Annotated in this window: 23 protein-coding genes; 12 read left to right on the forward strand and 11 right to left on the reverse strand. The window is 59.0% G+C overall.

Translation table 11 applies throughout. The annotated features are described in order from the left end of the window. The gene (locus tag AVI_RS14950; RefSeq protein ID WP_015917137.1) at window positions 1–273 is read left to right on the forward strand and encodes a BrnT family toxin; all 273 of its coding nucleotides are present in this window, start codon (window positions 1–3) and stop codon (window positions 271–273) included. Continuing rightward, window positions 242–520: a helix-turn-helix domain-containing protein gene (locus AVI_RS14955; protein ID WP_041697087.1), complete on the forward strand. Its 279-nt coding sequence runs from the start codon at window positions 242–244 to the stop codon at window positions 518–520. The genes AVI_RS14950 and AVI_RS14955 overlap by 32 nt, the downstream gene beginning before the upstream one ends. Window positions 521–554: 34 nt before the next feature. Here the strand turns inward: AVI_RS14955 and AVI_RS14960 are convergent, their stop codons facing one another. Further along, on the reverse strand, window positions 555–1,661 hold the full coding sequence (locus AVI_RS14960; protein WP_015917139.1) for a TRAP transporter substrate-binding protein: 1,107 nt from the start codon (window positions 1,659–1,661) through the stop codon (window positions 555–557). A gap of 201 nt (window positions 1,662–1,862) precedes the next feature. On the opposite strand from AVI_RS14960, the gene AVI_RS14965 reads away from it, so the two are divergent. Further along, window positions 1,863–2,627: a gamma-glutamyl-gamma-aminobutyrate hydrolase family protein gene (locus tag AVI_RS14965; RefSeq protein WP_015917140.1), complete on the forward strand. Its 765-nt coding sequence runs from the start codon at window positions 1,863–1,865 to the stop codon at window positions 2,625–2,627. Between the two features lie 150 nt (window positions 2,628–2,777). Here the strand turns inward: AVI_RS14965 and AVI_RS14970 are convergent, their stop codons facing one another. The 3 genes from AVI_RS14970 to AVI_RS14980 form a co-directional block, all read right to left on the reverse strand. Then, a complete protein-coding gene (locus tag AVI_RS14970) occupies window positions 2,778–3,737 on the reverse strand; it encodes a 2-hydroxyacid dehydrogenase (protein WP_015917141.1) in 960 nt (319 codons plus the stop codon). Window positions 3,738–3,749: 12 nt separating this feature from the next. After that, entirely contained in the window at window positions 3,750–4,775 is a 1,026-nt protein-coding gene (locus AVI_RS14975; protein ID WP_015917142.1) for a LacI family DNA-binding transcriptional regulator, read from the reverse strand. A gap of 107 nt (window positions 4,776–4,882) precedes the next feature. Beyond that, window positions 4,883–5,425 (reverse strand): MarR family winged helix-turn-helix transcriptional regulator, encoded by a 543-nt coding sequence (locus AVI_RS14980; RefSeq protein ID WP_015917143.1) that lies wholly within the window; start codon window positions 5,423–5,425, stop codon window positions 4,883–4,885. An 89-nt stretch (window positions 5,426–5,514) separates the two neighbouring features. Here AVI_RS14980 and AVI_RS14985 point away from each other — a divergent pair, with 89 nt between their 5' ends. From AVI_RS14985 to AVI_RS15000, 4 genes are all read left to right on the forward strand, one after another. Beyond that, window positions 5,515–6,336, forward strand: coding sequence for a creatininase family protein (locus tag AVI_RS14985; RefSeq protein WP_015917144.1), 822 nt, complete (start codon window positions 5,515–5,517; stop codon window positions 6,334–6,336). 48 nt (window positions 6,337–6,384) lie between these two features. Continuing rightward, window positions 6,385–7,482: a CobW family GTP-binding protein gene (locus AVI_RS14990; protein ID WP_015917145.1), complete on the forward strand. Its 1,098-nt coding sequence runs from the start codon at window positions 6,385–6,387 to the stop codon at window positions 7,480–7,482. A 55-nt stretch (window positions 7,483–7,537) separates the two neighbouring features. Beyond that, on the forward strand, window positions 7,538–8,524 hold the full coding sequence (locus AVI_RS14995) for a WD40 repeat domain-containing protein (RefSeq protein WP_015917146.1): 987 nt from the start codon (window positions 7,538–7,540) through the stop codon (window positions 8,522–8,524). Window positions 8,525–8,773: 249 nt separating this feature from the next. Then, the gene (locus tag AVI_RS15000; RefSeq protein WP_015917147.1) at window positions 8,774–10,579 is read left to right on the forward strand and encodes a methyl-accepting chemotaxis protein; all 1,806 of its coding nucleotides are present in this window, start codon (window positions 8,774–8,776) and stop codon (window positions 10,577–10,579) included. A gap of 125 nt (window positions 10,580–10,704) precedes the next feature. Here AVI_RS15000 and AVI_RS15005 read toward each other — a convergent pair whose 3' ends face one another. Next, a complete protein-coding gene (locus AVI_RS15005; protein WP_015917148.1) occupies window positions 10,705–11,406 on the reverse strand; it encodes an OmpW/AlkL family protein in 702 nt (233 codons plus the stop codon). Between the two features lie 468 nt (window positions 11,407–11,874). Here AVI_RS15005 and AVI_RS15010 point away from each other — a divergent pair, with 468 nt between their 5' ends. After that, the gene (locus AVI_RS15010; protein ID WP_234617777.1) at window positions 11,875–13,455 is read left to right on the forward strand and encodes a phospholipase C; all 1,581 of its coding nucleotides are present in this window, start codon (window positions 11,875–11,877) and stop codon (window positions 13,453–13,455) included. A gap of 25 nt (window positions 13,456–13,480) precedes the next feature. After that, on the forward strand, window positions 13,481–14,845 hold the full coding sequence (locus AVI_RS15015; RefSeq protein WP_015917150.1) for a cytochrome-c peroxidase: 1,365 nt from the start codon (window positions 13,481–13,483) through the stop codon (window positions 14,843–14,845). Between the two features lie 211 nt (window positions 14,846–15,056). On the opposite strand, the gene AVI_RS15020 is transcribed toward AVI_RS15015, so the two are convergent. Further along, the gene (locus tag AVI_RS15020; protein ID WP_015917151.1) at window positions 15,057–15,647 is read right to left on the reverse strand and encodes a GNAT family N-acetyltransferase; all 591 of its coding nucleotides are present in this window, start codon (window positions 15,645–15,647) and stop codon (window positions 15,057–15,059) included. Between the two features lie 79 nt (window positions 15,648–15,726). Continuing rightward, window positions 15,727–16,860, reverse strand: coding sequence for an ornithine/lysine decarboxylase (gene odc2, locus AVI_RS15025; RefSeq protein WP_015917152.1), 1,134 nt, complete (start codon window positions 16,858–16,860; stop codon window positions 15,727–15,729). A gap of 548 nt (window positions 16,861–17,408) precedes the next feature. Between odc2 and AVI_RS15030 the strand changes: the two genes are divergently transcribed. The 3 genes from AVI_RS15030 to AVI_RS15040 all read left to right on the forward strand — a co-directional run bounded on the left by AVI_RS15030 (window position 17,409) and on the right by AVI_RS15040 (window position 20,368). After that, window positions 17,409–18,338: a LysR family transcriptional regulator gene (locus AVI_RS15030; protein ID WP_015917153.1), complete on the forward strand. Its 930-nt coding sequence runs from the start codon at window positions 17,409–17,411 to the stop codon at window positions 18,336–18,338. Between the two features lie 207 nt (window positions 18,339–18,545). Then, window positions 18,546–19,205, forward strand: a complete 660-nt coding sequence (locus AVI_RS15035; RefSeq protein ID WP_015917154.1) for a DUF1007 family protein — start codon at window positions 18,546–18,548, stop codon at window positions 19,203–19,205. Then, window positions 19,199–20,368 carry a nickel/cobalt transporter gene (locus AVI_RS15040; protein WP_015917155.1) on the forward strand — a complete coding sequence of 390 codons (1,170 nt, stop codon included), beginning with the start codon at window positions 19,199–19,201 and terminating at the stop codon, window positions 20,366–20,368. Before AVI_RS15035 ends, AVI_RS15040 begins: the two co-directional genes overlap by 7 nt. On the opposite strand, the gene AVI_RS15045 is transcribed toward AVI_RS15040, so the two are convergent. From AVI_RS15045 to AVI_RS15060, 4 genes are all read right to left on the reverse strand, one after another. Then, entirely contained in the window at window positions 20,350–20,562 is a 213-nt protein-coding gene (locus AVI_RS15045; protein WP_015917156.1) for a hypothetical protein, read from the reverse strand. The genes AVI_RS15040 and AVI_RS15045 overlap by 19 nt on opposite strands. Further along, the gene (locus tag AVI_RS15050) at window positions 20,559–21,248 is read right to left on the reverse strand and encodes a GNAT family N-acetyltransferase (RefSeq protein ID WP_015917157.1); all 690 of its coding nucleotides are present in this window, start codon (window positions 21,246–21,248) and stop codon (window positions 20,559–20,561) included. Before AVI_RS15050 ends, AVI_RS15045 begins: the two co-directional genes overlap by 4 nt. A gap of 291 nt (window positions 21,249–21,539) precedes the next feature. After that, a complete protein-coding gene (locus tag AVI_RS15055) occupies window positions 21,540–22,244 on the reverse strand; it encodes a tellurite resistance TerB family protein (RefSeq protein ID WP_015917158.1) in 705 nt (234 codons plus the stop codon). Window positions 22,245–22,344: 100 nt separating this feature from the next. Continuing rightward, the gene (locus AVI_RS15060; protein ID WP_015917159.1) at window positions 22,345–22,983 is read right to left on the reverse strand and encodes a 2-dehydro-3-deoxy-phosphogluconate aldolase; all 639 of its coding nucleotides are present in this window, start codon (window positions 22,981–22,983) and stop codon (window positions 22,345–22,347) included. Window positions 22,984–23,063 lie beyond the last annotated feature (80 nt).

Genomic DNA, 23,063 nt, shown 5'->3' on the forward strand with positions numbered 1-23,063 from the left:
ATGAATACGCCATTCGATCCCGAAAAAGACGCGCTAAACCGGGAGAAGCACAAGCTGCCGCTGTCTTTCGGTAGCACGATTTTCGAAGACGATAATCATCTGATCCTGCCCTCCATCCGTCCCGAAGACGGTGAAGAACGCTTCAAGGTGATAGGAATGGCCAGCGGAAAATTGTTTACTGGCGTCTTTACGTGGCGGGATGATCAGGCGCGGTTTATATCGCTGAGAAGGAGCAACAAGGGTGAAGAACGAGCCTATCATTCTCCCTGCTGATGCAGCGGACCCAAACGATTTCGATGTGACACCGGAAGCGATGGATCGTGGTCAGCGCGCTCGGCTGATCCGCACCACCAGGACAAAACTTGGTCTGTCACAAGGCGAATTCGCAAACCGGTTTCATGTCCCGGTCGGGACGCTGCGCGATTGGGAACAGGCCCGTGCCACAGCTCCGGATTTTGCCATAGCCTATGTGCGCGTCATTGGCCAATATCCTGAAATGGTCGCAAAGGCCGTGGCATAGGCTATCATTCCCTGAGCCTATGCCACCTTCAACTTTATAGCTTACCCCCGCGCTGCTGAATCATCATGAACGTATCATAGGTGTATTCTGCCAGCTGCATCCACAGATAGGCTTCCTTCTTGAAGGCGACCTGGTCGTCGTAGACTTTCTTGAAATCCGGGTTCTTGGCGGAGATTTCGGCGTAGACTTCCATGGACGCTTTGAAGCAGGCGTCGAGAATGTCCTGGCTGAAGGGTTTCAGCGTGGTGCCTTCCGAGACGATCTGCTTGATCGCAACAGGGTTTTTCAGGTCGTATTTCGCCATCATATTGGTATTGGCGAAGGCGCAGGCGTCCTGCAACACGGTCTGGTAGGATTTCGGCAGTTCGTTCCATTTGGCGAGATTAACGAAGGCGTGGATGGCCGGGCCACCCTCCCAGAAGGCGGGGTAGTAGTAATATTTGGCGACCTTGTAGAAGCCGAGCTTGTGGTCGTCATAGGGGCCGATCCATTCGGCGGCGTCGATGGTGCCTTTTTCCAGCGCCGGATAGATATCGCCGCCAGCAATCTGCTGCGGCACGCCGCCCAGCTTTTCAATGACCTTGCCAGCCAAGCCGGCAATGCGCATTTTCACGCCCTTGAGGTCATCGACGGTGTTGATTTCGCGGCGGAACCAGCCGCCCATCTGCGCGCCGGTATTGCCAGCCACCATGCCATAGAGATTGTGCTTGGCGTAGAATTCGTTGAGCAGCGTATTGCCATTGCCCTGATAGAACCAGGCATTGGTGAGGCGCGCATTCAGCCCGAAGGGAATGGCGGTGCCAATCGCAAAGGTCGGGTCCTTGCCGACATAGTAATAGGAGCAGGTATGGCACATTTCCACCGTGCCAGCGCCAACCGCATCGGCGGCCTGCAAGCCCGGCACCACTTCACCTGCCGCAAACACCTGGATGGTGAAATTGCCATCGGTTGCCGCCGCCACGCGGGCCGCAATATCCTCAGCACCACCATAAATCGTGTCCAGCGATTTCGGGAAGGACGAGGTCAGTCGCCAACTGATTTTCGGTGCCTGCTGGGCAATGGCGGGTGCGGCCAGCCCAACCGCTCCAAGCGAACCGACGCCTGCGACACCGGCCTTCTTCAAAAATCCACGACGATCCATAGAGTCCTCCCGATTGAATGCTGATTCCCCTTACCATTCCCCTCCAGGAAGGCAATTCGAAGGTAATCATGTTGGCAAGGCGGTGGCAAGCGGGCAGCCTTATCAGTTTAGGCTAAAGTTGAAGACAGATGAGGCCTATCGTTGACTTGGGCAGAAAACGGCGCAAAACAGTTGCTCAGAACCGCTATTCTGGAGCCTTTGATGACCAAGCCTCTTGTCGCCATTCCCGCTGATTTCCGTGCCATTGAAGGGTCCAATTGGCATTGCGTGCTGGACCAATATGTCAAGGCAACTCTCACCGTCGCCGGGGCCATGCCGGTTATTATTCCCGCTCTGCAAACCGGCGCGGATATCGAGGCGGTGCTTGACCGGGTGGATGGCGTGGTGATTTCCGGCTCGCCCAGCAATGTGCATCCCTCGCTCTATGGCCGCGAAGCCACGGATGGCGATGGCCCCTTCGACCACGCCCGTGATGCGACCTCGCTGCCGCTGATCCGCCGCGCCATCGAGCGGGGTGTTCCGCTGCTAGCTATCTGCCGGGGTATCCAGGAGCTGAACGTGGCGCTGGGCGGCACGCTGGCATCGGAAATACAGGACCAGCCCGGCACCTGGGATCACCGCAAGCCGCCGACCACCGACCGCGACCTCGCCTATTCCATCCGCCAGCCGGTGGAGGTGCGGGAAGGCTCCTGCATCGCCCGCTATCTCGGCACAGCAGGGACAATTCAGATCAACTCCCTGCACCGCCAGGCGATTTCCGATCTCGCCCCAAGGCTCCAGGCCGAGGCGCTGGCCGATGACGGCACAATCGAGGCCGTGTCCGTCATCGATGCCAAAGGCTTTGCCGTTGGCGTGCAATGGCACCCGGAATATTGGGCCGAAACGGATGCCCCGTCGCGCGCCCTGTTTGAAGCATTCGGGGCGGCGGCCAGGGAGTATGCAGCAGTGAAAACCAAGGTGGTTTGATGGTGGCGACGCCGTTTCAAACGTGAATTACGGAGCGGTTCGCTTGGCTTCGCCCTCCTCATCCCCTGCCGGGACCTTCTCCCCGACGGGGAGAAGAGACTGAAATCAACACACGATTTGCTTCCTATCTCCGCTCCTTGCTTACAGCGCTTACCGCTTCACTGGTGTTTCCGGCACGGGTGTCTTGACCATACCGTTTTCAAACCAGCCGATCAGGTTATCCGCCACCAGATCGGCCATGGCATTGCGGGTCGGCACCGAGGCGGAGGCGACATGCGGCAACAGCGACACATTGGGCAGATCGAGGAATTCCGCCGGTACTTTCGGTTCTTCGTAGAACACGTCCATTCCGGCGGCGGCAATCGTGCCATCCTTCAAGGCTGAGATCAGCGCCGGTTCATCGACGCTCCAGCCACGGCCGACGCTGATGAACACGCCGTTCGGCCCCAGCGCCTTCAACACGTCGGCATTGATCGCCTTGTGGGTTTCCGGCGTTTTCGGCACAATGCAGATCAGCGTATCGACGGCTGCGGCCAGATCCGTCAGCGAGGCATGGTAATCGTAGGGAACGCCGGGCTTGGGGCTGCGGGTATGGTAGCTGATCTTCACCTTGAAGGGTTGTAACCGGCTGGCGATTTCACCACCGATCCGCCCCAATCCATAAAGCCCGACATGGCGGCCCCGCAGCGACAGCGGCGACAGTGTAAACGGTCCCTCGTTCTGCCAGCGCCCGGCCCGCAGATAGCTTTCCGCCTGATGGAACTGCCTGATCGTGTTGAGCAGCAGCGCAATCGTCGTATCGGCCACTTCATCATCCAGCACGTCAGGCGTGTTGGTAACGATAACATTTTTAGACGCAGCTTTTGCCACATCCACCCCGTCATAGCCGACGCCGAAATTGGCAATGATTTCCAGCTTCGGCAGGCTGTCGATCAAGGCGCCCGGCACAGCACCGGCAATGGCAATGCCCCGCACGCGGGCGGCGTCAGCATCGTTTAACGCAACCGGCTGGCCGGGCGGGGTCTGCACCAGTTCGAAACCAGGCTGCAAACGTTCCAACACGCGCGGATGAATTTTTCCGGGAATGAGAATTACGGGCTTATTGGTCATAGGATCAAATCTCTATTCGTCTCGATGTTTAACGGGGCCAGTCGATTGGCGGATACGCATTTCAGGCTTGATAAGGTGAATACCATCAGGCTCATGACTGCCCGCCAGCTTATCCAGAAGCGCGCGCGCCGCAAGCCTGCCCACTTCCGCCTGTCCGTTTGACACAGTGGTCAGTGCCGGCGTGGCAATAGAGGCTTCCTCCAGATCGTCGTAGCCGGTGACGGATATATCGCGGCCCGGCACCAGCCCGGCACGCGATATGCCATTCATCAACCCAATCGCGACCAGATCGTTCCAGCACACCGCCGCCGTCGGCTTTTGTGGCAGCGACAGAAAATTCACCGCCGCCTCGAAACCACCCTGTTTGGTGCGCGGTCCGGGAAGGCGCAGATTGGGATCGACGGCAATGCCCGCCTTGCGCAAGGCGTTGACATAGCCCTGATAGCGGTCGCGCCCCGTCGAGGTTTGATCGGTGCCGCCAACCATGGCGATGACGCGGTGGCCAAGGCCGATCAGGTGGTTGGTGGCCAGCGAAATGCCGTAGCTGTCATCGCCGCGATAGGTCGGAAGGGCCAGCCCGTCCATGGACCGGGCAATCAGGATGGCGGGCATGCCATTGTCTTCGGCCAGCATCACATCCTCCGGCGGTGAGCCGATGGCAGGCGACATGATCACCCCGTCACCGCCCAGTTGCAGCAGCGTCTCGATGAAGGTCCGCTGCTTTTCCACCGAATCGTAGTGGTTGGACAGAATGAACGTCTGGCGGCTGCGGTCCAGCTCGCTTTCAATGGCTTTCAGAATTTCGCCGTAAAACGGGTTCATGATGTCATGAACGACAACACCGATAATGCCGGAACGCGAGGTGCGCAGGCTGGCGGCGCGACGGTTATAGATATAGCCAAGCAGCCGGGCTTGGTCCTTGATCTTTTCGCGCGTATCTGCCGCCACCAGCGGACTGTCTCGCAAGGCCAGCGATACCGTGGCGGTAGACAGGCCGAGACTTTCGGCAATGGTCGATAACTTGATCTTTTGCGCCACGGCTCCCCCCTCTGCCGGACGTGAACAGGCCGGCTTCAACGCATTTAAACAGTTTAATTAAAACGTTGAACGCGCCATGGCAAGGGCAGATGCACGGGCTCCTTCGATCAGTCAGCCAGGGGTTCATCGACCAGGTCGGGCCGTTGTGCGTCGGCAGGCGCCAGTAGATTGGCATCGATGGCGGCAAGCAGTTTCATCAACACTTTCACCTGCTTGCTGCTAAAGCCACGGGTAGCATGGCGCTCCACCGCAACATTGGCATCGGCGATCTTTTCCACCGTAGCCCGCCCCATTTCTGTCAGGAACACTTTCGTCTGGCGGCCATCGGCATCCGAGCCGCGCCGTTCGACAAAGCCCTGCACCTCCATGCGCCCGATGGTGCGAGTCATGGTCGGCGCCTTGACGCCCAGGCGCTGCGCCAGAAGGCCGGGCGTCAACCCTTCCTCCTCAGCCAGCAGCAGCACCACGCCTTCCTGCCCGGAATAGAGCCCGCTGCCGGTCAAAAGCCGCGTCTGCACCGTGCGAAAACTGCGTGACGCCTGGGTGATTGCCATGCCCAACTCGCCACTCAAGCCAAGTTTCGCCTGTTTCACCTCGTCTTTGGACTTGCCGGATTTCTTCTTTTTCTCGGTCTTATCTTTTTTAGCCATGCTACCCCCGCAGTCGAAAGAAAGTGCTGTTGTCACAGGCGCTCATGTCACGCATATGATGCATAGACAAAAACAGGTCAGTAAACCAGATGTCCCATCCAGAACCGTATTTCCAGTGCAACGATCCGGCTCTTTCGCCCGCCGAAAGGGCCAACTGGATTGCCGTCCTGCCGCTCGGCGCCCATGAACAGCATGGCCCGCATCTGCCCTTTGAGACCGACACGATCATCGCGCAGGGGGTTGTGGACCGGCTGATCCTAGCACTGCCCGACACCCTGCCCGTCACCTTTCTGCCCGTCGAGCCGGTCGGCTATTCCGTCGAGCATATGGATGTATTCGGTACGCGCACGCTTACCTTTAACGAGGCCGTGGAGCGCTGGCTCGGCATCGCCGAAACCCTGAGCGGCCAAGGCATTCGTAAGCTGATGATGCTCAACGCCCATGGCGGCAATTCGCCCTTGATGACCGTGGTCGCCACCGAAGCGCGCATCCGTTTTTCGATGCTGGCCGTGGCAACCAGTTGGACCCGCTTCGGGCAGCCGGACGGCCTGATCCGGCCTGAAGACAAGGCCATCGACATTCATGGCGGCGATATCGAAACTTCGGTCATGCTGGCATTGCGTCCAGACTTGGTCGCTATGGACAAGGCTCAGAATTTCTCGTCACGGCAAAGCGAGTTTGCTGCCCGCTTCACCCATCTGCGCGCCTATGGCCCACATGCCTTCGGCTGGAAAATGGCGGACCTCAATCCGCTGGGCGTCGCCGGAAATGCCAGTGTGGCAACAGCGGAAAAGGGCGAAAACCTGCTTTCCCATGCCGTTCACGGACTTGTGGAGCTCCTGTGGGATATCCATGACTTTGATATCGAGAAAGCCTTTGAACTGCCACCCCACTCGTCCTATATGGGGTAATATAGTTACAGGGCGGCGCGATGCTGCCTTCCAATCATCGAGGTTCCCATGAGTGAAGCAGCCGTAAAACCCACACCCGTTACCGTGCTGACCGGCTATCTCGGCGCAGGCAAGACCACGCTTCTCAACCGGATTCTGTCGGAAAACCACGGCAAGAAATACGCTGTCATCGTCAATGAATTCGGTGAAATCGGCATCGACAATGATTTGATCGTCGAGTCGGACGAAGAAATCTATGAGATGAACAATGGCTGCGTCTGCTGCACGGTGCGCGGCGATCTGATCCGGGTCGTCGAAGGACTGATGCGCAGGCCTGACCGTTTCGACGGTATCATTGTCGAAACCACCGGTCTTGCCGATCCGGTGCCTGTCGCCCAGACCTTCTTCATGGATGACGATGTGCGCGCCAAGACCGAGCTGGATGCCGTCGTCGCCCTTGTGGATGCCAAGCACCTGCCGCTGCGCCTCAAAGACAGCCGCGAAGCCGAAGACCAGATCGCCTTTGCCGATGTCGTTGTTATCAACAAGGCGGATCTCGTTACTCATGAGGAATTGCACCGGATCGAGGATATCGTCCGCGCCATCAATCCCTCGGCCCGGATCTACACCACCACTCGCTCTGGCGTAGACCTGTCGAAAGTGCTGAACCAGGGCGCCTTCAACCTGGAACGGGCGCTGGAAAACGATCCGCACTTCCTGAGCCATGATGAAGACGACGATCATGTCTGCGGCCCTGATTGCGACCATGACCATGGACACGATCATCATCATCACGACCATGGGCATGACCACGATCATGACCATGGACATCACCACCATGACCACGGTCCCTCGCCTATTCATGATGTGACCGTCACCTCGATATCGCTGCGCGGTGGCGAAATGAACCCGGACCGCTTCTTCCCCTGGATTCAGAAGGTCACCCAGACCGACGGCCCGAACATCCTGCGCCTGAAGGGCATTATCGCCTTCAAGGGCGATGCCGAGCGCTATGTGGTGCAGGGTGTTCATATGATTATCGAGGGCGACCACCAGCGGCCATGGAAAGATGGCGAAAAGCATGAAAGCCGCCTGGTGTTCATTGGCCGGGAACTGGACCGTGAAAAGCTGGAAAACAGCTTCAAGGCCTGCGAGGCTGCGGCATGAAGCTTATCCCTTCCCTGCTGCCAAACCCTGACAACCATACCGGAAAGACTGCCTGATGCCGACTGTTGCCCCGCTCGATCTGGAAGGCCACGTACTGACCGCGGCCTTCCTTGGAGACATTCCGGTTTTCGTCACAGCGGCTGGCGCTGTTCACCGTCTGGATGGCGGCGAGCAGGTCACCGAAACCGGGTCGGGCCTGCTGACCGCCATCAAGGACGACCATAACCAGACGCTTTTGACCGGCGGCGAGGATGGCAAGGTGCTGCGCATCGCTCATGATGGCACGGTCACGGAACTGGCGCACGCACCCCGCAAGTGGATTTCCGTTGTCGCAGCCGGGCCGCAAGGCGCGGTTGCCTATGGTTATGGCAAATCCGCCTTCGTGCGGCTGGCAAGCGGCGCGATACATCCCTATGAAGAGGAACGCACAGTCGAGGGTCTCGCCTTTGCGCCCAAGGGTTTGCGCATCGCCATTTCCCGCTACAATGGCGTGACGTTGCGCTTTGCAGCAGCCGAGGGCAAGCCAGTCGATCTGGAATGGAAGGGCGCCCATACTGGCGTCAGTTTTTCGCCTGACAACCGTTTCGTCGTCACCACCATGCAGGAAAATGCCCTGCATGGCTGGAAGCTGGATGGTGCTGGCAGTGATACCCGCCATATGCGCATGACCGGCTATCCCGCCAAGGTCAAGTCGATCTCCTGGTCGGCCAAGGGCAAGTGGCTCGCCTCATCCGGCGCGCCCGCTGCGATCGTCTGGCCCTTTGCCTCCAAGGACGGCCCGATGGGCAAGGCCCCGCAAGAGCTGGGCACACGCGCCAATATCATGGTCACCCAGGTCGCCTTCCATCCCGCAGAAGAGGTGCTGGCCATTGGCTATATCGACGGCATGGTACTGGCGGTGCGCCTGGCCGACGGCAAGGAGGCGCTGCTGCGCCGCCCGGGCAAGGGTGCGATCACCAGCCTGGGCTGGAGCGCAAGCGGCAAGTTGCTGGCCTTCGGGTCTGAAGCTGGCGATTGCGGCGTGATAGATATCTCCGGCTGATCTCAAGTAGAAAAACAACCATGCCAAGAAAACCAGGGCTAATGCCCTGGTTTTTTATTATTTAAATCAACTAGATTCAAATTTTAAGGAAAACATAACCAACCAGAAACTAAAAGAAATATGCTTTTTAAAGCGCTCTTGAAAAATAAGCGATGTGTTCAATTTTAGACCATAACCTGGCCACATCACCTCGACGCTTTCGTCCGCGTGATCTGCTCCTCCCGACATCACTTTCTGCGGACCACAACTATGAAGCTCAGCATATCCTCCACGGTGATCATTTCCGGCGTGATCCTTGCCGTCGGAGTCGTCATCACACTCGCGACAGCCATGCAGACCCTCCAGCGGCTGAAGGTCAACGGACCGATCTATCAGCAGATCGTCGACAGCAAGGACCTGATCGCCGATATCCTGCCGCCGCCGCTGTATCTGGTCGAGGCTTATTCCCTGATCAATGAGTCAGCGCTTCAGCCGGATATGGCCGCTATCAATATCGACCGCCTGAAACTGCTGAAAAGCCAGTATCAGGAACGCCGGGACTATTGGAAAGGCACAACCCTGCCTGATGCTCTGCGCAGCAAGTTGCAGCAGGATGTTTTGGTGAAAGGTGACGCGTTCTGGACACAAATGGATCAAGCCGTCGTTCCAGCCCTAAGCGGTGCTGATCCGACCGTGCTGAAAGCCGCACTCAATGAGTTGAAGGAACGGTTTCACACCCACGAAGCCGCCGTTAATCAGTTGGTCGACATGGGGAATACCTATGGTAAGCTGCGGGAAACCGAAGCCGCTACGGAGACCGCATCGCGCGAAACCTTCAGCTATGCGCTGGGAAGCGCGCTGATCCTCCTCAGCCTCGCCTCGATTTTCATCGTTCAACGCCGCGCCCTGTCGCCGCTGCGCCATATGACCACGGCGATGACCGCCATGGCCCATGGCGATCTCGATACGCCTCCTCCCTATGCGACCCGCACCGATGAAATCGGCGAAATCGCCCATGCGCTGTCGATCTTTCGCGATGCCGGCCTGGAAAAGCGCCGCCTGGAGCAGGAGGCGGATGCCAGCCGCGCCAGCACGGAAGAGCAGCGCCGGCAGCGTGAGGCCGAGCGGGCCGCCGAGGCGCAAGCCCTGCGCCGCGTGGTCGAAGAACTTGGCGACGGTCTGCACCGGTTGGCCGAGTGTAACATGCGCACCACGCTCGACACGCCGTTCGATGCCCGGTTCGACACTCTTCGCAGCGATTTCAACGACTCCATCCTGACGCTTCAGACCACTCTAAAGCAGGTTCTCGATGAGACCGGCTCTCTGCAAACCAATAGCCGCGAGATGCGGGACGCCGCCGACAGCCTGGCCAAGCGCACCGAGCAACAGGCCGCCGCCCTTGAAGAAACCGCAGCAGCGCTCGAAGAGGTTGCCTCGACCGTGAAGGCCTCCACCACAAGAACCCGCGAAACCCGGATGCTTGTGAAAGATGCGCGTGACTGTACCAATTCCTCCAATGACGTGGTCAACAATGCCATTACCGCCATGCAGCGGATTGAAAGCGTCTCCGGTGAGATCGGCACAATCATCGGCGTGATCGATGAGATCGCCTTCCAGACCAACCTTCTGGCGCTGAATGCCGGTGTGGAAGCTGCCCGCGCTGGGGAAGCCGGCAAGGGCTTTGCCGTGGTGGCCCAGGAAGTGCGCGAACTGGCCCAACGCTCGGCAGGTGCCGCCAAGCAGATCAAAACGCTGGTGGATCGTTCCAGCACGGAAGTGGCAAGCGGCGTGAAACTGGTAGGAACCGCTGGCGATGCCCTGACCCAGATCGGCGGCTTTGTCACCAAAATCGACGATAATATCGATGCCATCACCAAGGCCGCAGAAGAACAGGCTATCGGCCTTCAGCAGATCAGCAGTTCGGTCAACAGTCTCGACCAGATGACCCAGCAGAATGCTGCCATGGTCGAAGAGACCAATGCCATCAGCCAGACGCTGGCCGACGGCGCCATCTCACTGGCAGCCCTCGTCAATCGCTTCCAACTGCCGGCAACCCCCATGGCCCGGGCGGCGTGAGACGAACGGCGATCGAAAGATCGTCTTTCCTGTAAGCCAGTCTTCGGCCTTTACCCAAATCAAGCGCTCAGAAACAAAAATGGCGGCCACTTTAGCCGCCATTTTCCTATGTATCTCGATGAGGTTTAGAAGCGGTAGGTGACACCGGCGCCGATCAGCCATGGATCGAGCTTGGCAGTGCCCTTGACCTTGGAGCCACCAACGGTCGCTTCGAAATCCGGGCGCAGGTAATATTTCTTGACGTCGAAGTTGACGCCCCACTTGTCGTTGATCATGTAGTCGAAACCGACCTGCACGGCGGCACCGAAGGTATTCTTGACATCGAGCTTGGTGGCGGAACCGGTCGCCGACTGATTGTAGAACATCGTATAGTTGACGCCCGCGCCAACATAGGGCTGGAACTTGCCGAAATCGGTGAAGTGATATTGCAGCGTTACCGTTGGCGGCAGGATCCAGACCTTGCCGAGCTTGCCCAGGCTACCGATTGAGCCCCCGGCATTGACGTTCGCTGACGTCGTGCCGAGAATGAGTTCGGCAGCGATGTTGCGATTGAAGAAATAGCTGAAATCGACTTCCGGCGTGACGCTGTTGCTGTAGGACAGATCGGAGCCGCCAATGCCATCCACCGAGCCGCCATCATTGGGTACCACGGCCAGCGCACGGGCGCGGACCTGCCAGGGGCTGTAGGGCGTCAGCAGCGATTCGGCTTGCGGAGCGCTTGCCGCCGGTGTCAGATCCGCCGCAGAGGCCAGAGGCGTCGCCAAAGACAGCGATGCGAAAGCAAGGGGCGCAAGCGCTATCAAGCCAAGGGTGCGGTTCGTTGACATGTCATCTCTCCTTTATCGATTGATCAGCAGGTCCCCCTGCTGCATTGCAACCGATTATCGGTGACCGGACACCACCGTCCTTGAGACAAATCAAGAAAAGACAACCTTACGACAGGCCGCCAGTATTCAAGGATGAAGTGTGGCTTCCATGCATCATCTTTTTGATTTCTATCAATTTTTCTTCGAACAAGACCACCCTCCGACCAGACCTCAAAGCGGTGGCCCACATGCTCGCGTCAACCGGCAAAGGAAGGGTTATTTTTCATCGCCGCTTCCTATCACCCACTTGTGAGTACCCGGGCGGCGATTGGAGCGAGACAAGTCCTCTTCCGTCACGGAACTGTTAAAAACGCTTCCTATCGTCTTGCCACTCCGCCGATGTCAGCTTCCCCACCGCGGATCCTCGTAAAGGATATGGTCATGCCTCTTCATCCTCGGCAGCGAAACATGTGTGCCGGTTCAATTCTCATGTCTGCGTCTCTCTGTCTCATCCCCACCGCCCCGGCGGCGGCTGAGGTCAATACGGCAACGCCGATCAAGCATCTGGTGGTGATCTTCCAGGAAAACGTCGCCTTCGACCATTATTTCGCGACCTATCCGAAAGCTGCCAATGTCGAGGGTGAGCCCGCCTTTACTGCCGCGCCGCAGACGCCTGCCGATATCGATACGCTGGCCCATGCCGGACTGCTGGAGACCAATCCGAACAAGACCAATCCGGGCAATGGCCCCGATGCCACCGCCCCATTCCGTCTCGATCGCACCCAGGCCGCCACCAATTCGCAGAACCATGGCTATACCGCCGAACAGGCCGCCTATGACGCTTTCGCCATGGACCTGTTTCCCGCCAATACCGGGCGCGGCACCAAGGGTGCGGCCGGTGCCTTTGGCACCAAAGGCCAGGTCATGGGCTATTATGACGGCAATACCGTTACAGCGCTGTGGAACTACGCCCAGAATTTTGCCCTGAACGACCGATCTTTCTCCACCAATTTCGGCCCCTCGACCCCCGGCGCCATCAACCTCGTCTCCGGCCAGACCAATGGCGTGACCCTGCCACCCGGTTACACGCTGGAAAAGGACGGCACCTATGCCAAGGGCGAAGTCGTGCCTGATGGCAATGGCGGCTGGACGATGATTTCCGATCTCGACCCCACCGGCGATGTTTGCTCGAAAGGCCAGACAGCCCTGATGACCGGCCGCAATATCGGCGACCTCCTGAACGACAAGGGCCTGACCTGGGGCTTTTTCGAGGGCGGCTTCGATCTGACGCTCAACAATCCCAATGGCACGACCGGTTGCAAGCGCACGACGACATCGGCAATCACCAAGGTCGATGAAGTCGATTACATTCCCCATCACCAACCCTTCCAATACTATCCCTCGACCGCCAATCCCCAGCATATCCGCCCGAGTTCGGTCGCCGCCATCGGCACCAGCCAGGACGGCGGCGCCAACCACCAGTATGACATCAATGATTTCTATGCGGTTCTGAGCAACGGTACTCTGCCCGCCGTCAGTTTCCTAAAGGCGCCCGCCTATCAAGACGGCCATGCTGGCTATTCCGATCCGCTTGATGAGCAGGAGTTCGTCGCCAATGTCGTCAACAAACTCCAGCAATCGCCGGAGTGGAAGGACACCGCCGTGGTGCTGCTTTATGACGATTCCGACGGCTGGTATGACCACGCCCATAACGTCGTCAATCCGTCCAGCATTCCCGTCAAAGGCTATGACGTGCTTGATGGTGCGGCCTGCGGCACCGGAACTCCCTTGCCCGGTGTCAACGGCCAGCCAGTCCAGGGCCGTTGCGGCTATGGCACCCGTCAGCCATTGCTTGTGATCTCGCCTTATGCCAAGCAAAACTATGTCGATCATACCCTGACCGACCAGACCTCGGTCATGCGGTTTATCGAGGATAACTGGATGGCGGGGCAAAGGCTGGGCGGCGGCTCCTTCGATGCCATTGCAGGCTCCCTGAACGGCATGTTCAATTGGTCCCATGCTCGCAGCGATACGCTGATCCTCGATCCGAAGACTGGCCTGAAAAGCTAAGCGGAGACACCGAGAGCGGTTGTTCATGGCAGTGTTTAACGAAAAATCCCGCCTGCCGCTGCTGGCGTTGGCGCTTCTGAGCCTTGCCTTCGCAGGCTTAGGCTGGGCGGCCCAGACATTGGCGGAAACCCCGACACAGGCCGAAACCGGCGCACCCGCCCAGCTCAGTGCCGTGGCACAATTGGGCAAGGCGCTGTTCTTCGATCAGAGTCTGTCTGGTAGTGGCAGGATGTCCTGCGCTAGCTGCCATGATCCCGCCCATCATTACGCCCCAGCCAACACGCAGGCGGTACAGATGGGTGGACCCGATCTTAACCTCCCGGGTATCCGCCCCGTGCCAAGCCTTGCCTACAAGATCGCCACGCCTGGCTTCTCTGTGGGCGTGGAAAATGCCGCCGAGGAGGCGCAGGAGGCTTCGCCGATGGCAGAAGCTTCCGGCACGGCACTTGCCGCGCAAACTGCGGTGATCGCCGGGCCGGTCGCTGGCCAACCTCTCGTCAAAGCCGTGGCTGCCGCCGACAATGCCGTTCCCCAGGGCGGCATGTTCTGGGATGGGCGCGCCGACAGTCTGGAAGACCAGGCGTTGGGGCCGCTTTTGTCGCCCTTTGAAATGGCCAATAGCGATGCGCAGGCCCTCTATGACAAAATTAAAGCCGGATATGGCGCGCAACTGACGGCCTTGTTCGGCAAACAGGTTGCGGAGGACCAATCCATGGCCTTGTCGGAAATCGGTTTTGCATTGGCCCGCTATCAGGTGGAAGACCCGTCCTTCCATTCTTATTCCAGCAAATACGATGCCTATCTGCGCAGACAGACGCAACTTACTGCGGCTGAACAGCGTGGGCTCGCCTTGTTCGACGATCCGAAAAAAGGCAATTGCGCCTCCTGCCACCTGGACAAAATGGGCGGCGACGGACAGATGCCGGCATTTACCGATTACGAATTCGAGGCGCTCGGCGTGCCGCGCAATCCTGATATTCCCACCAATGCCAACAGGCTCTATTTCGATCTCGGCATTTGCGGCCCGATGCGCCATGACGAATTTTCCGCCCAGCCGCAAAATTGCGGGCTGTTCAAGACCCCAACCCTGCGCAACGTCGCCGAGCGCGGTGTCTATTTCCACAATGGCGTTTACAAGACGCTGGAGGAGGCCACTCGTTTTTACGTGGCCCGTGACACCGATCCTGCCAGCATTTATCCAAAAAATCCGGATGGCAGCATCGACAAGTTCAACGACATGCCAGATGCCTATCGCGGCAATATCGATGTGATCGATGCGCCCATGGACAGAAAGCCGGGCCAACCGCCCGCATTGAACGAGACGGAAATCAGGGATGTCGTGGCTTTTTTGAAAACACTGACCGATGGGTGGGGTGCGCAGCAACGCTAGGCCGCCGCTCTACATTGCTGCGCACCGTCCTCGATCTCACAGTCCGTCCAATAATCGCCGCTGGCCGGCTGCAAATGGCAATTTCTGTGCTTCCGGTGCTCACGTACTTTGACTACGCTCCGCTCCGGTTCTCGAAATCACCATTTTCGCCAGGCCAGCAGCAATTCTTGAACAGACTGTGACTGGGACCGAGGACGTATTCATAAGCCGCTTATGCCGCCTTGCGACGGGCCGGTGCGGTCAGCTTGCGGCCGGAGGCCGAGATCATGCCGACAGCGCCGTCCAGCCAGCCGTGGATCAGTTCCAGCGCCAGGAACCGGTCGCGGGCAAACGGTCCCGGCATGACAAGATGCATGGTTTTAGCGGCAAAAAAGCCGAAGCGCTCGTAATAAGCGGCATCGCCGACCAGAAGCACGGCACCGTGACCACGGCCCTTGGCTTCCATCAAAGCAGCACGCATCAGCTGCGAGCCAACGCCCTTGCCTTCATGCGCGGCATCGACGGCCAACGGCCCGAGCAGCAGCGCATCGATAACTTGGCCTTCAGCATTGACGCCAGCCTCAATATTCCACAGGCGCACGGTGCCGATTACATGGCCCTTGCGGTCACGCGCCACCAGCGCCAGCCCTTCAGCGGGCACACGGCCACGGCGGATCTTTTCAGACGACTTCGTGCGGCGGTCCGGCCCCATGGCGCGGTCCAGCAAGGCCTCGCGCGCCACGACATCGGCGGGAGTTTCAGCATCGATCTTGAAGGCAGGCTGCGCAAAAAAAGCGCGCACGGTGTTGATAACAGCGGTCATGGCGACCTCCTGTGCAAAAGAGCGTTCAAATGGTGAGAGAGCAATCCTGCCGGGGAAAATTAGCCCGGCAGGAGCACGATCAGATCACATAGGCTTTCAGCGGTTCGAAACCGTTGAACGCCACCGCCGAATAGGTGGTGGTATAGGCACCGGTGCCTTCGATCAGCACGTCATCGCCGATGGTCAGCGACAGCGGCAGCGGATACATGTTCTTTTCATACATGACATCGGCGCTGTCGCAGGTCGGGCCAGCCAACACGCAAGGCTCCATTTCGTCGCCGTCATGGGCCGTGCGGATCGGGTAACGGATCGCCTCGTCCATGGTTTCCGCCAGACCGCCGAACTTGCCGATATCAAGGAACACCCAGCGATGGGCGTCATTGTCGGACTTCTTCGAGATCAGCACCACTTCCGCCTTGATCACACCGGCATTGCCAACCATGCCGCGACCGGGCTCAATGATGGTCTGCGGAATGTTGTTGCCGAAATGCTTCTTCAGCGATGCGTTGATGGCCTGGCCATAGGCTTCAGCAGACGGAATGTCGCGCAGGTACTTGGTCGGAAAACCACCGCCCATGTTGACCATTTGCAGGTAGATGCCCTGCTTGGCCAGCTGTGCGAACACCCGCTTGGCATCGCCCAGTGCTGCATCCCAGGCATCGACCTTGGTCATCTGCGAGCCGACATGGAAGGACACGCCGAAGCTTTCCAGGCCATGCTGGTGGGCATAGACCAGAACGTCGACGGCCATCTGCGGCACGCAGCCGAACTTGCGCGACAAAGGCCATTCGGCACCCTCACCATCGGTGAGGACGCGGCAGAACACACGGGCGCCAGGGGCGGCACGGGCAATCTTTTCGACTTCCTCATGGCTATCGACGGCAAACAGGTTGATGCCGAGCGCATGCGCCTTGGCAATATCCCGTTCCTTCTTGATGGTGTTGCCAAACGAAATCCGCTGGGCGGTCGCACCGGCAGCAAGCGCCATTTCGATTTCGGCCACGGAGGCGCAATCGAAGTTGGAGCCGAGCGATGCGAGCAGCGACAGGATTGCCGGCTCCGGGTTTGCCTTGACGGCATAGTAGATGGCGCTGTCTGGCAGGGCGTGGCGGAATGCGCCATAATTATCGCGCACGACATCAAGGTCCACGACGAGGCAAGGGCCTTCAGGACGCTGGGTATTGATGAAGTCGAGGATGCGGGCGGTGGTCATGGCGATCCCTTCCATAGTAAAAAGGTTACCGGAACCCAAAGAGCTCCGGATGGACAAAGTGCGCCGAGACCTCGCTCGAAACCAGTCGGTGGAGACACTGGTACCGTACGAACGCTCTAACGCGGGCGATGGATCAACGCCCTCTTGCCTGAGAGCATCAATCCGCTTTGTCTGCCATGGATTGGTTGGGGAACCCGACCGCACTTCCGGCAATGATGGTGTGCCTCTTCAGTGACCCCGGCTGATGGAAAGCCGGCAGAGACTAGAAAGGCCCGCACCGTCGTTGCTTCAAGGTGTCCTCGCATTTCCCGGTTGGCCGGGATAACGACTGGAGGGGTTAATTCCAGGTACCTTACCGATTTCCTCACCACATCGAGGATCGGCGGACACCCACAGGCACGTGCGACTTTGGGCAAGACGGAGATAAGAAAACTCGCCGTCATAATCAAGCGGTTTTTGCAAGCCCGCTTCATTTTTTTATGTGTTTTATTATTGAACGAAGTGAGACTATTGTTCACCATACATCAAAACAACCCGAAGAGGCCCTCTTGGACACCCTGACCCGCATCCGCGCTTTCATCGATGTCGTTGAAGCGGAAGGCTTTTCCGCCGCCGCCCGCAAGACCGGGCGCTCCAAGGCGCTGCTGTCGAAATATGTTCGCGAGCTGGAGGACGAATTGGGGGCATTGCTTCTCAATCGCACCACACGGCAGTTTTCCATGACCGAGGCGGGTCACACCTATTATCGCAGCGCCGCCGACATCCTGAAAGAGATCGACAATCTCGCCGATCTGGTGCGCGAGAACAATGTCGGCATCAGCGGCAAGATTCGCATCACCGTGCCGCGCAGCTTCACCGATGCCGAAGTCGGTCAATCGCTGATCGATTTTGCCCTGCAACACCCCGATCTTTCCATCGAGATCGTTGCCGAAGACCGGTTCGTCGACTTGATCGAGGAAGGCTTCGACTTAGCCATCCGCGTCACCAAACTGGAAGATTCGGGGATGATCGCCCGCAAGCTGGCGGATTTCAGAAGTTACGCCTGCGCCAGCCCGGTTTTTCTGGAGAAATATGGTCCCCTCACCCATCCGCAGGATCTGTCCAAGGTGCCGGTGCTGATCGACACCAATACGCGCGGACACAACAGCCTGCGCCTGCGCCAGCCGGATGGCGAGGCCTTTACCGTGAATATTTCCGGGCCGCTGGAGGTCAATAGCCCCCAGACCACGTTGCGCGGCGCGCTATCGGGCCTTGGCATCGCCCTCTTGCCGGATTTCGTCGCCCGCAGACATATCGAAAGCGGCGCACTGATTTCGATATTTGAGGATTACATGCCCTCCGGCAGCGGGATCTATGCGGTCTACCCGCATCGCCGTTATCTGCCCGCCAAGGTCCGCGCGCTCGTGGATTTCATGCACAATTGGTTCAAGCGCAATGGCACATGCCAGCCCAAGCAAGGAACGCCACCTTCGGAGTGACGACAGTCCGGGCGCCGTTTCATCTCAGAATGCCCTCTTCACTTTTCCAAGGCAAAAGTCAGCGGCCCTATTTCCGTCCTATTGCTTGGCCACCACAGACCGTGAATATAAATGCGATGCGTCCATGCGACGCCGACAACACAGCGCGTCCTCTATGTTTCCAATGGCTCGCTGTCGCATTCAATATATGCAGCGGTTAGGGCGCAGATGAACATAGCAAGACCTCTTCTTCTCGCCGGTTTTCTTGTTGCAGGCTTTGTGAGCCTGTCGGTGCCCGCGGCTTTTGCCCATCCGCATGTCTTCGTCCAGGCCCGGCTGGAAGTGGTGGCGGGAGCGGACAATACCATCAAGGAATTGCGCAATACCTGGCGCTTCGACGAGGTGTTTTCCTCCAGCGTCATGCTGGATTTCGACAAGAACGGCGACCTGAAGCTCGACCATAGCGAGTTGCAGGATATCGCCAATACGATCAGAAGCTCGCTTGGCGACTATGGTTATTTCACCTTCATCAGTGCCAGCGGCGCAACCGTCAACGTCGCCAAGCCGCAGGTGTTCAACGCCGATTATAAAGACAATCAATTGCTGGTGTTCTTTATCGTCAAGCCGGAAAAGCCCATTCCGATCAAGGGCAATCTCAGCTTCGGCGTTCACGATCCGACCCTTTATACCGCCATCGACTTCAAGCAGGACAGCGACATCGTTGAGACCGGCGACGCGCTGAAGAAATGCAAGCGCACCGTGGTCCGGCCCAATCCCGATGATGTGATCAAGCAGAACCAGGCCAGTCTGACCGAAGCCTTTTTCAACGATCCGACCGGCACGGACATGGGCAAGCTGTTTGCAACGAGGCTCGACCTGGCATGTTGACGCCGACGCAATATAGACGGGCTTCAAGCACCACTCTTCTCGTAGCGGTCGCTCTTGCCGCGACACTCACCGCTACACTGGCCCATGCGGGTTCGCCGCTTGGCATCGGCACCGCCGAACCGTCTTTTCAGATGGACGGGCCGCTGGCGGGTGTGATGTTGTGGATCAACACCCATCAACAAGCTTTCTACCGGTCGCTGACCGAGGCGCTGCGCGGCATGCGTGACGATCCGCACCAGCTCTGGGTCCTGATCGGCTTGTCCTTCGCTTACGGGGTGTTTCATGCCGCAGGCCCCGGCCACGGCAAGGCGGTGATCTCGTCCTATATGGTTGCCAATGAGCTGGAGCTGAAGCGCGGCATCGCCATTTCCATCGCCTCGTCGATTTTGCAGGCCATCGTCGCCATCGTCACGGTGGGTGTGATGTTTCTTGCCCTGCGCGGCAGCGGTATTACGCTGACGCGGGCAACCGATGCCATGGAAGCCGCCAGTTTCGCGCTGGTGGTCGCCTTTGGCGTCTGGCTGCTGGTGCGCAAGCTGGGCGAGATTTTCCGGCATCGCCAGCCTGTGCCGGTCCTTGCCTTTTCCGGCGGGAGTGCTGGCGACATATCATCTGGCAGCGTGACATCCGGCTTGTTCGATGCGCCCCAGCCGGGAGGGACAAAATCCGCCTCGTTCTCAGGTTCTGGATCTCTTAAAGGAACCGGCCTACGGTTCAAGGCCGATGTAGCCGAGAGCGACCGTCATGTGCCGCGTGAGGGCGAAATCTGCGTGGATTGCGGCCGCAGCCATCTTCCGTCACCCGCCATGGTCGGTGCCGAGCATTTCAGCGTCAAGGAAGCCTGGTCGGCCATTGTCGCCGTTGGCCTTCGCCCCTGTTCAGGCGCGCTGCTGGTCATGACCTTCGCCATGCTGAACCAGCTCTATCTCGGCGGCATTCTATCGGTCTTCGCCATGGCGGCGGGAACCGCGATCACCGTTTCGGCACTTGCCATCGCTGCCGTCGGTGCCAAGGGCCTGGCGGTGCGGCTGGCGGGCCATGGCTCCCATACCGCCTACCGCGTCGGCCTTGCCATCGAAATTGGCGGCGCGTTGTTCATCATCCTGGTCGGAAGCCTGCTGTTGGCCGCCTCCCTGCAAGGCTATCACCTGTCATCCGGGTGACGCCGCTGATAGCGAGCCCTGAGCCAGAAGATCAGGAAGAACGACAAAAGGACCAAAGAGCCAACGGCAGCCGCCAGAAGTGGCGAAAATTGCCCGATCCACAGAACCAGATTGGGCAGGAACACCATGGCCAGCCCAAAGCCCAGAATGATCAGGCCAGCGGCAATCGCCGAATTTTTGTCGCGCGGGCTCATGTCGCAGTCCTCAAAGTGGCGCGAATATCCTCAAGCCGCCGTTTCTGATGGCCGTCAGCATCGAAATTGTCAGGATGAAGCCAGGCGTCGAACCCGGCTTTGACGAGAGGCCAATCGGCATCGATGATCGAGAACCAGGCGGTATCGCGGTTGTTTCCCTTGGAAATCATGTGCTGGCGAAACACGCCCTCGAAGGTGAAGCCGTAGCGGCGCGCCGTGATCTTGCTCGGCTCGTTGTCATTATGGCATTTCCACTCGTAACGCCGGTAGCCCAGATCCTCGAACACATGTCTGGCCAGAAGATAATGCGCTTCGCTCGACAGCGGTGAGCGTTTCATTGCCGGGCCATGCGCAACCGATCCAACCTCGACCACGCCGTTTTTTGGATCAGGCCGCATCAGGCTGGCCATGCCAACAATGGACCCATCGGCCTTGGAGCGAAAGATATGAGTAATCAGGCTGCCGCTGGCATTGGCGCCCTCCAGCCAGTCGCCAAACACCTCGACACCGGAAAAATCGTCATTGGGAAAATAGCGCAGCGCCTGATTGACGGCATCACCGCCACCCAGCCCGGACCACAGATCCGACAGATGCTGCTCACGGACAAAGGGCTCGACCAGCACATAGCGACCGTCAAGCCGCACTGGAGCTGGCGCCGCAACGCGATAGGTCTTCAGATCCTGCATGATGCCCCCCTGTTCGTATCACAGGTCAGGATTATGCCAGCAAGCCCGTGAAGGCAACGGCGATTTCCGCCGTTGCTCAGACTGCTGACAAAGCCAGCGTTTATCCTCGACGTCATGTTCGGCCTTGTGCCGAGCATCTAAGCAGATTAATTTAATGCAACAACGTCAGAGCCTTATTCGGAGACAGCAGACCCTCGGGACAGGCCCGAGGGTGACGACGTGCCGAGATCGGGGGTTGTCAATAAACTGGGCAACGGCGATTTCCGCCGTTGCTTTTGTTGGGCGTCAGTCTCAGACAGCCGGCGTCTCGACCTTGGCCGCAGCCACCGTCGCCTCAATATGGTCGATCAACCCATCGGCAAGCCCAAGGCGTCCAGCCAGAAGGTCGAGATAGCCGCGCTCGGCGCGGGTATCGGGATCGATGGTCAACCGCGAGGCCGTATAGAGCTCGACCTTCTGCTCCTCGGTGCGGGCAGCAGCCACCAGCGCATCGAGATCGGTCGGGTTGTCCAGTTCTGCACGAATAAAGGCCTCCGCCTCATCGCCGAGTTCCTCGACATGCAGTTTTTCCATGATATTGGCGCGCTCGCCTTCGTCGATATGGCCATCGGCCTTCGCCGCGGCGATCATCGCCTTGATCAGGGTGAGCGCGAAATCATTGCTGAGCGAGGTTGCCGGATCAAAGCCGGAATTTTCCGGTGGGGCGGGCAGTTCCGGCAGGGCGCGCAACTCTTCCGGGGCCTTGCCGGACTGGTAATTGCGATAGGCGCGGTAGCCGAGACCGGCTACCAGCGCCAAGCCGCCAACCTTCAGCGCGCCTCCGGCCAGCGACCGTCCGGTCTTGGTGCCGAGCAGCACGGAGACCAGCGCGCCGGTCTTCCAGGGATTGGACTTGGCATAGCCTACGGCGTCATCACCCCTCTTGCGAACAGAACCGCCGATGCCCGGGATCTGCGATCCCAGAAACTGCGTGAGGAGCTTTTTGGCGTCGATCATTCTCTTCTCCCTGATAATTCGGATGAGCAAGAGATAGGAACGCCCGCGCCCTTTCCCAAGGCGCGGGCGTCAAATTACGACATATGCCGCCGCTTGTAGTTCAGCCCTTCAGCGCGCAGGCCTCAACGGCCAGCTTGGTAATGCCTGCCCAATCGCCCGCAGCGACCAGTTCTTTTGGCGCCACCCAGGAGCCGCCAACGCAGACCACGTTGGGCAGCGACAGATAATCACGGGCATTCTTGAGTGAAATGCCGCCGGTCGGGCAAAACAGCGTGCCTGCCAGCGGCGAGGACAGCGATTTCAGATAGGCCGCCCCACCCGCCTGTTCAGCGGGGAAGAATTTCAGAACCTCATAGCCCTTTTCGCGCAGGGTCATCACTTCGCTGGCCGTGGCCGCCCCCGGCAGCAGCGGCACATCGGACCCGGCGGCAGCCGCCAGCAATTCCGGCGTCGTGCCGGGGCTGACGATAAACTGCGACCCGGCTTTCAGCGCGGCTTCGAAATGGGCGGGGTTGAGAATGGTCCCGGCACCGGCCACAGCCCCTTCGACCTCGGCGGCCACCCGCGAAATCGCTTCCAGCGCAGCTGGCGTGCGCATGGTGATTTCGATAGCTTTCAGCCCACCGGCCACCAGCGCCCGGGCCAGCGGCACGGCGGTTTCGACGTCGTCGATGATCAGCACGGGAACAACTGGCTGAAGCTTGAGCACCGCCAACAATCTGTCAGTCTTCGCAGTCATGAACATACCTTTCAAACGATTAGATGCTCCTGATTAGCGCGTGAAAACTGCCCTGTCGAGGCAAATGCGCGCAGCAGCAA

The organism is Allorhizobium ampelinum S4, assembly GCF_000016285.1.
GTDB lineage: Bacteria > Pseudomonadota > Alphaproteobacteria > Rhizobiales > Rhizobiaceae > Allorhizobium > Allorhizobium ampelinum.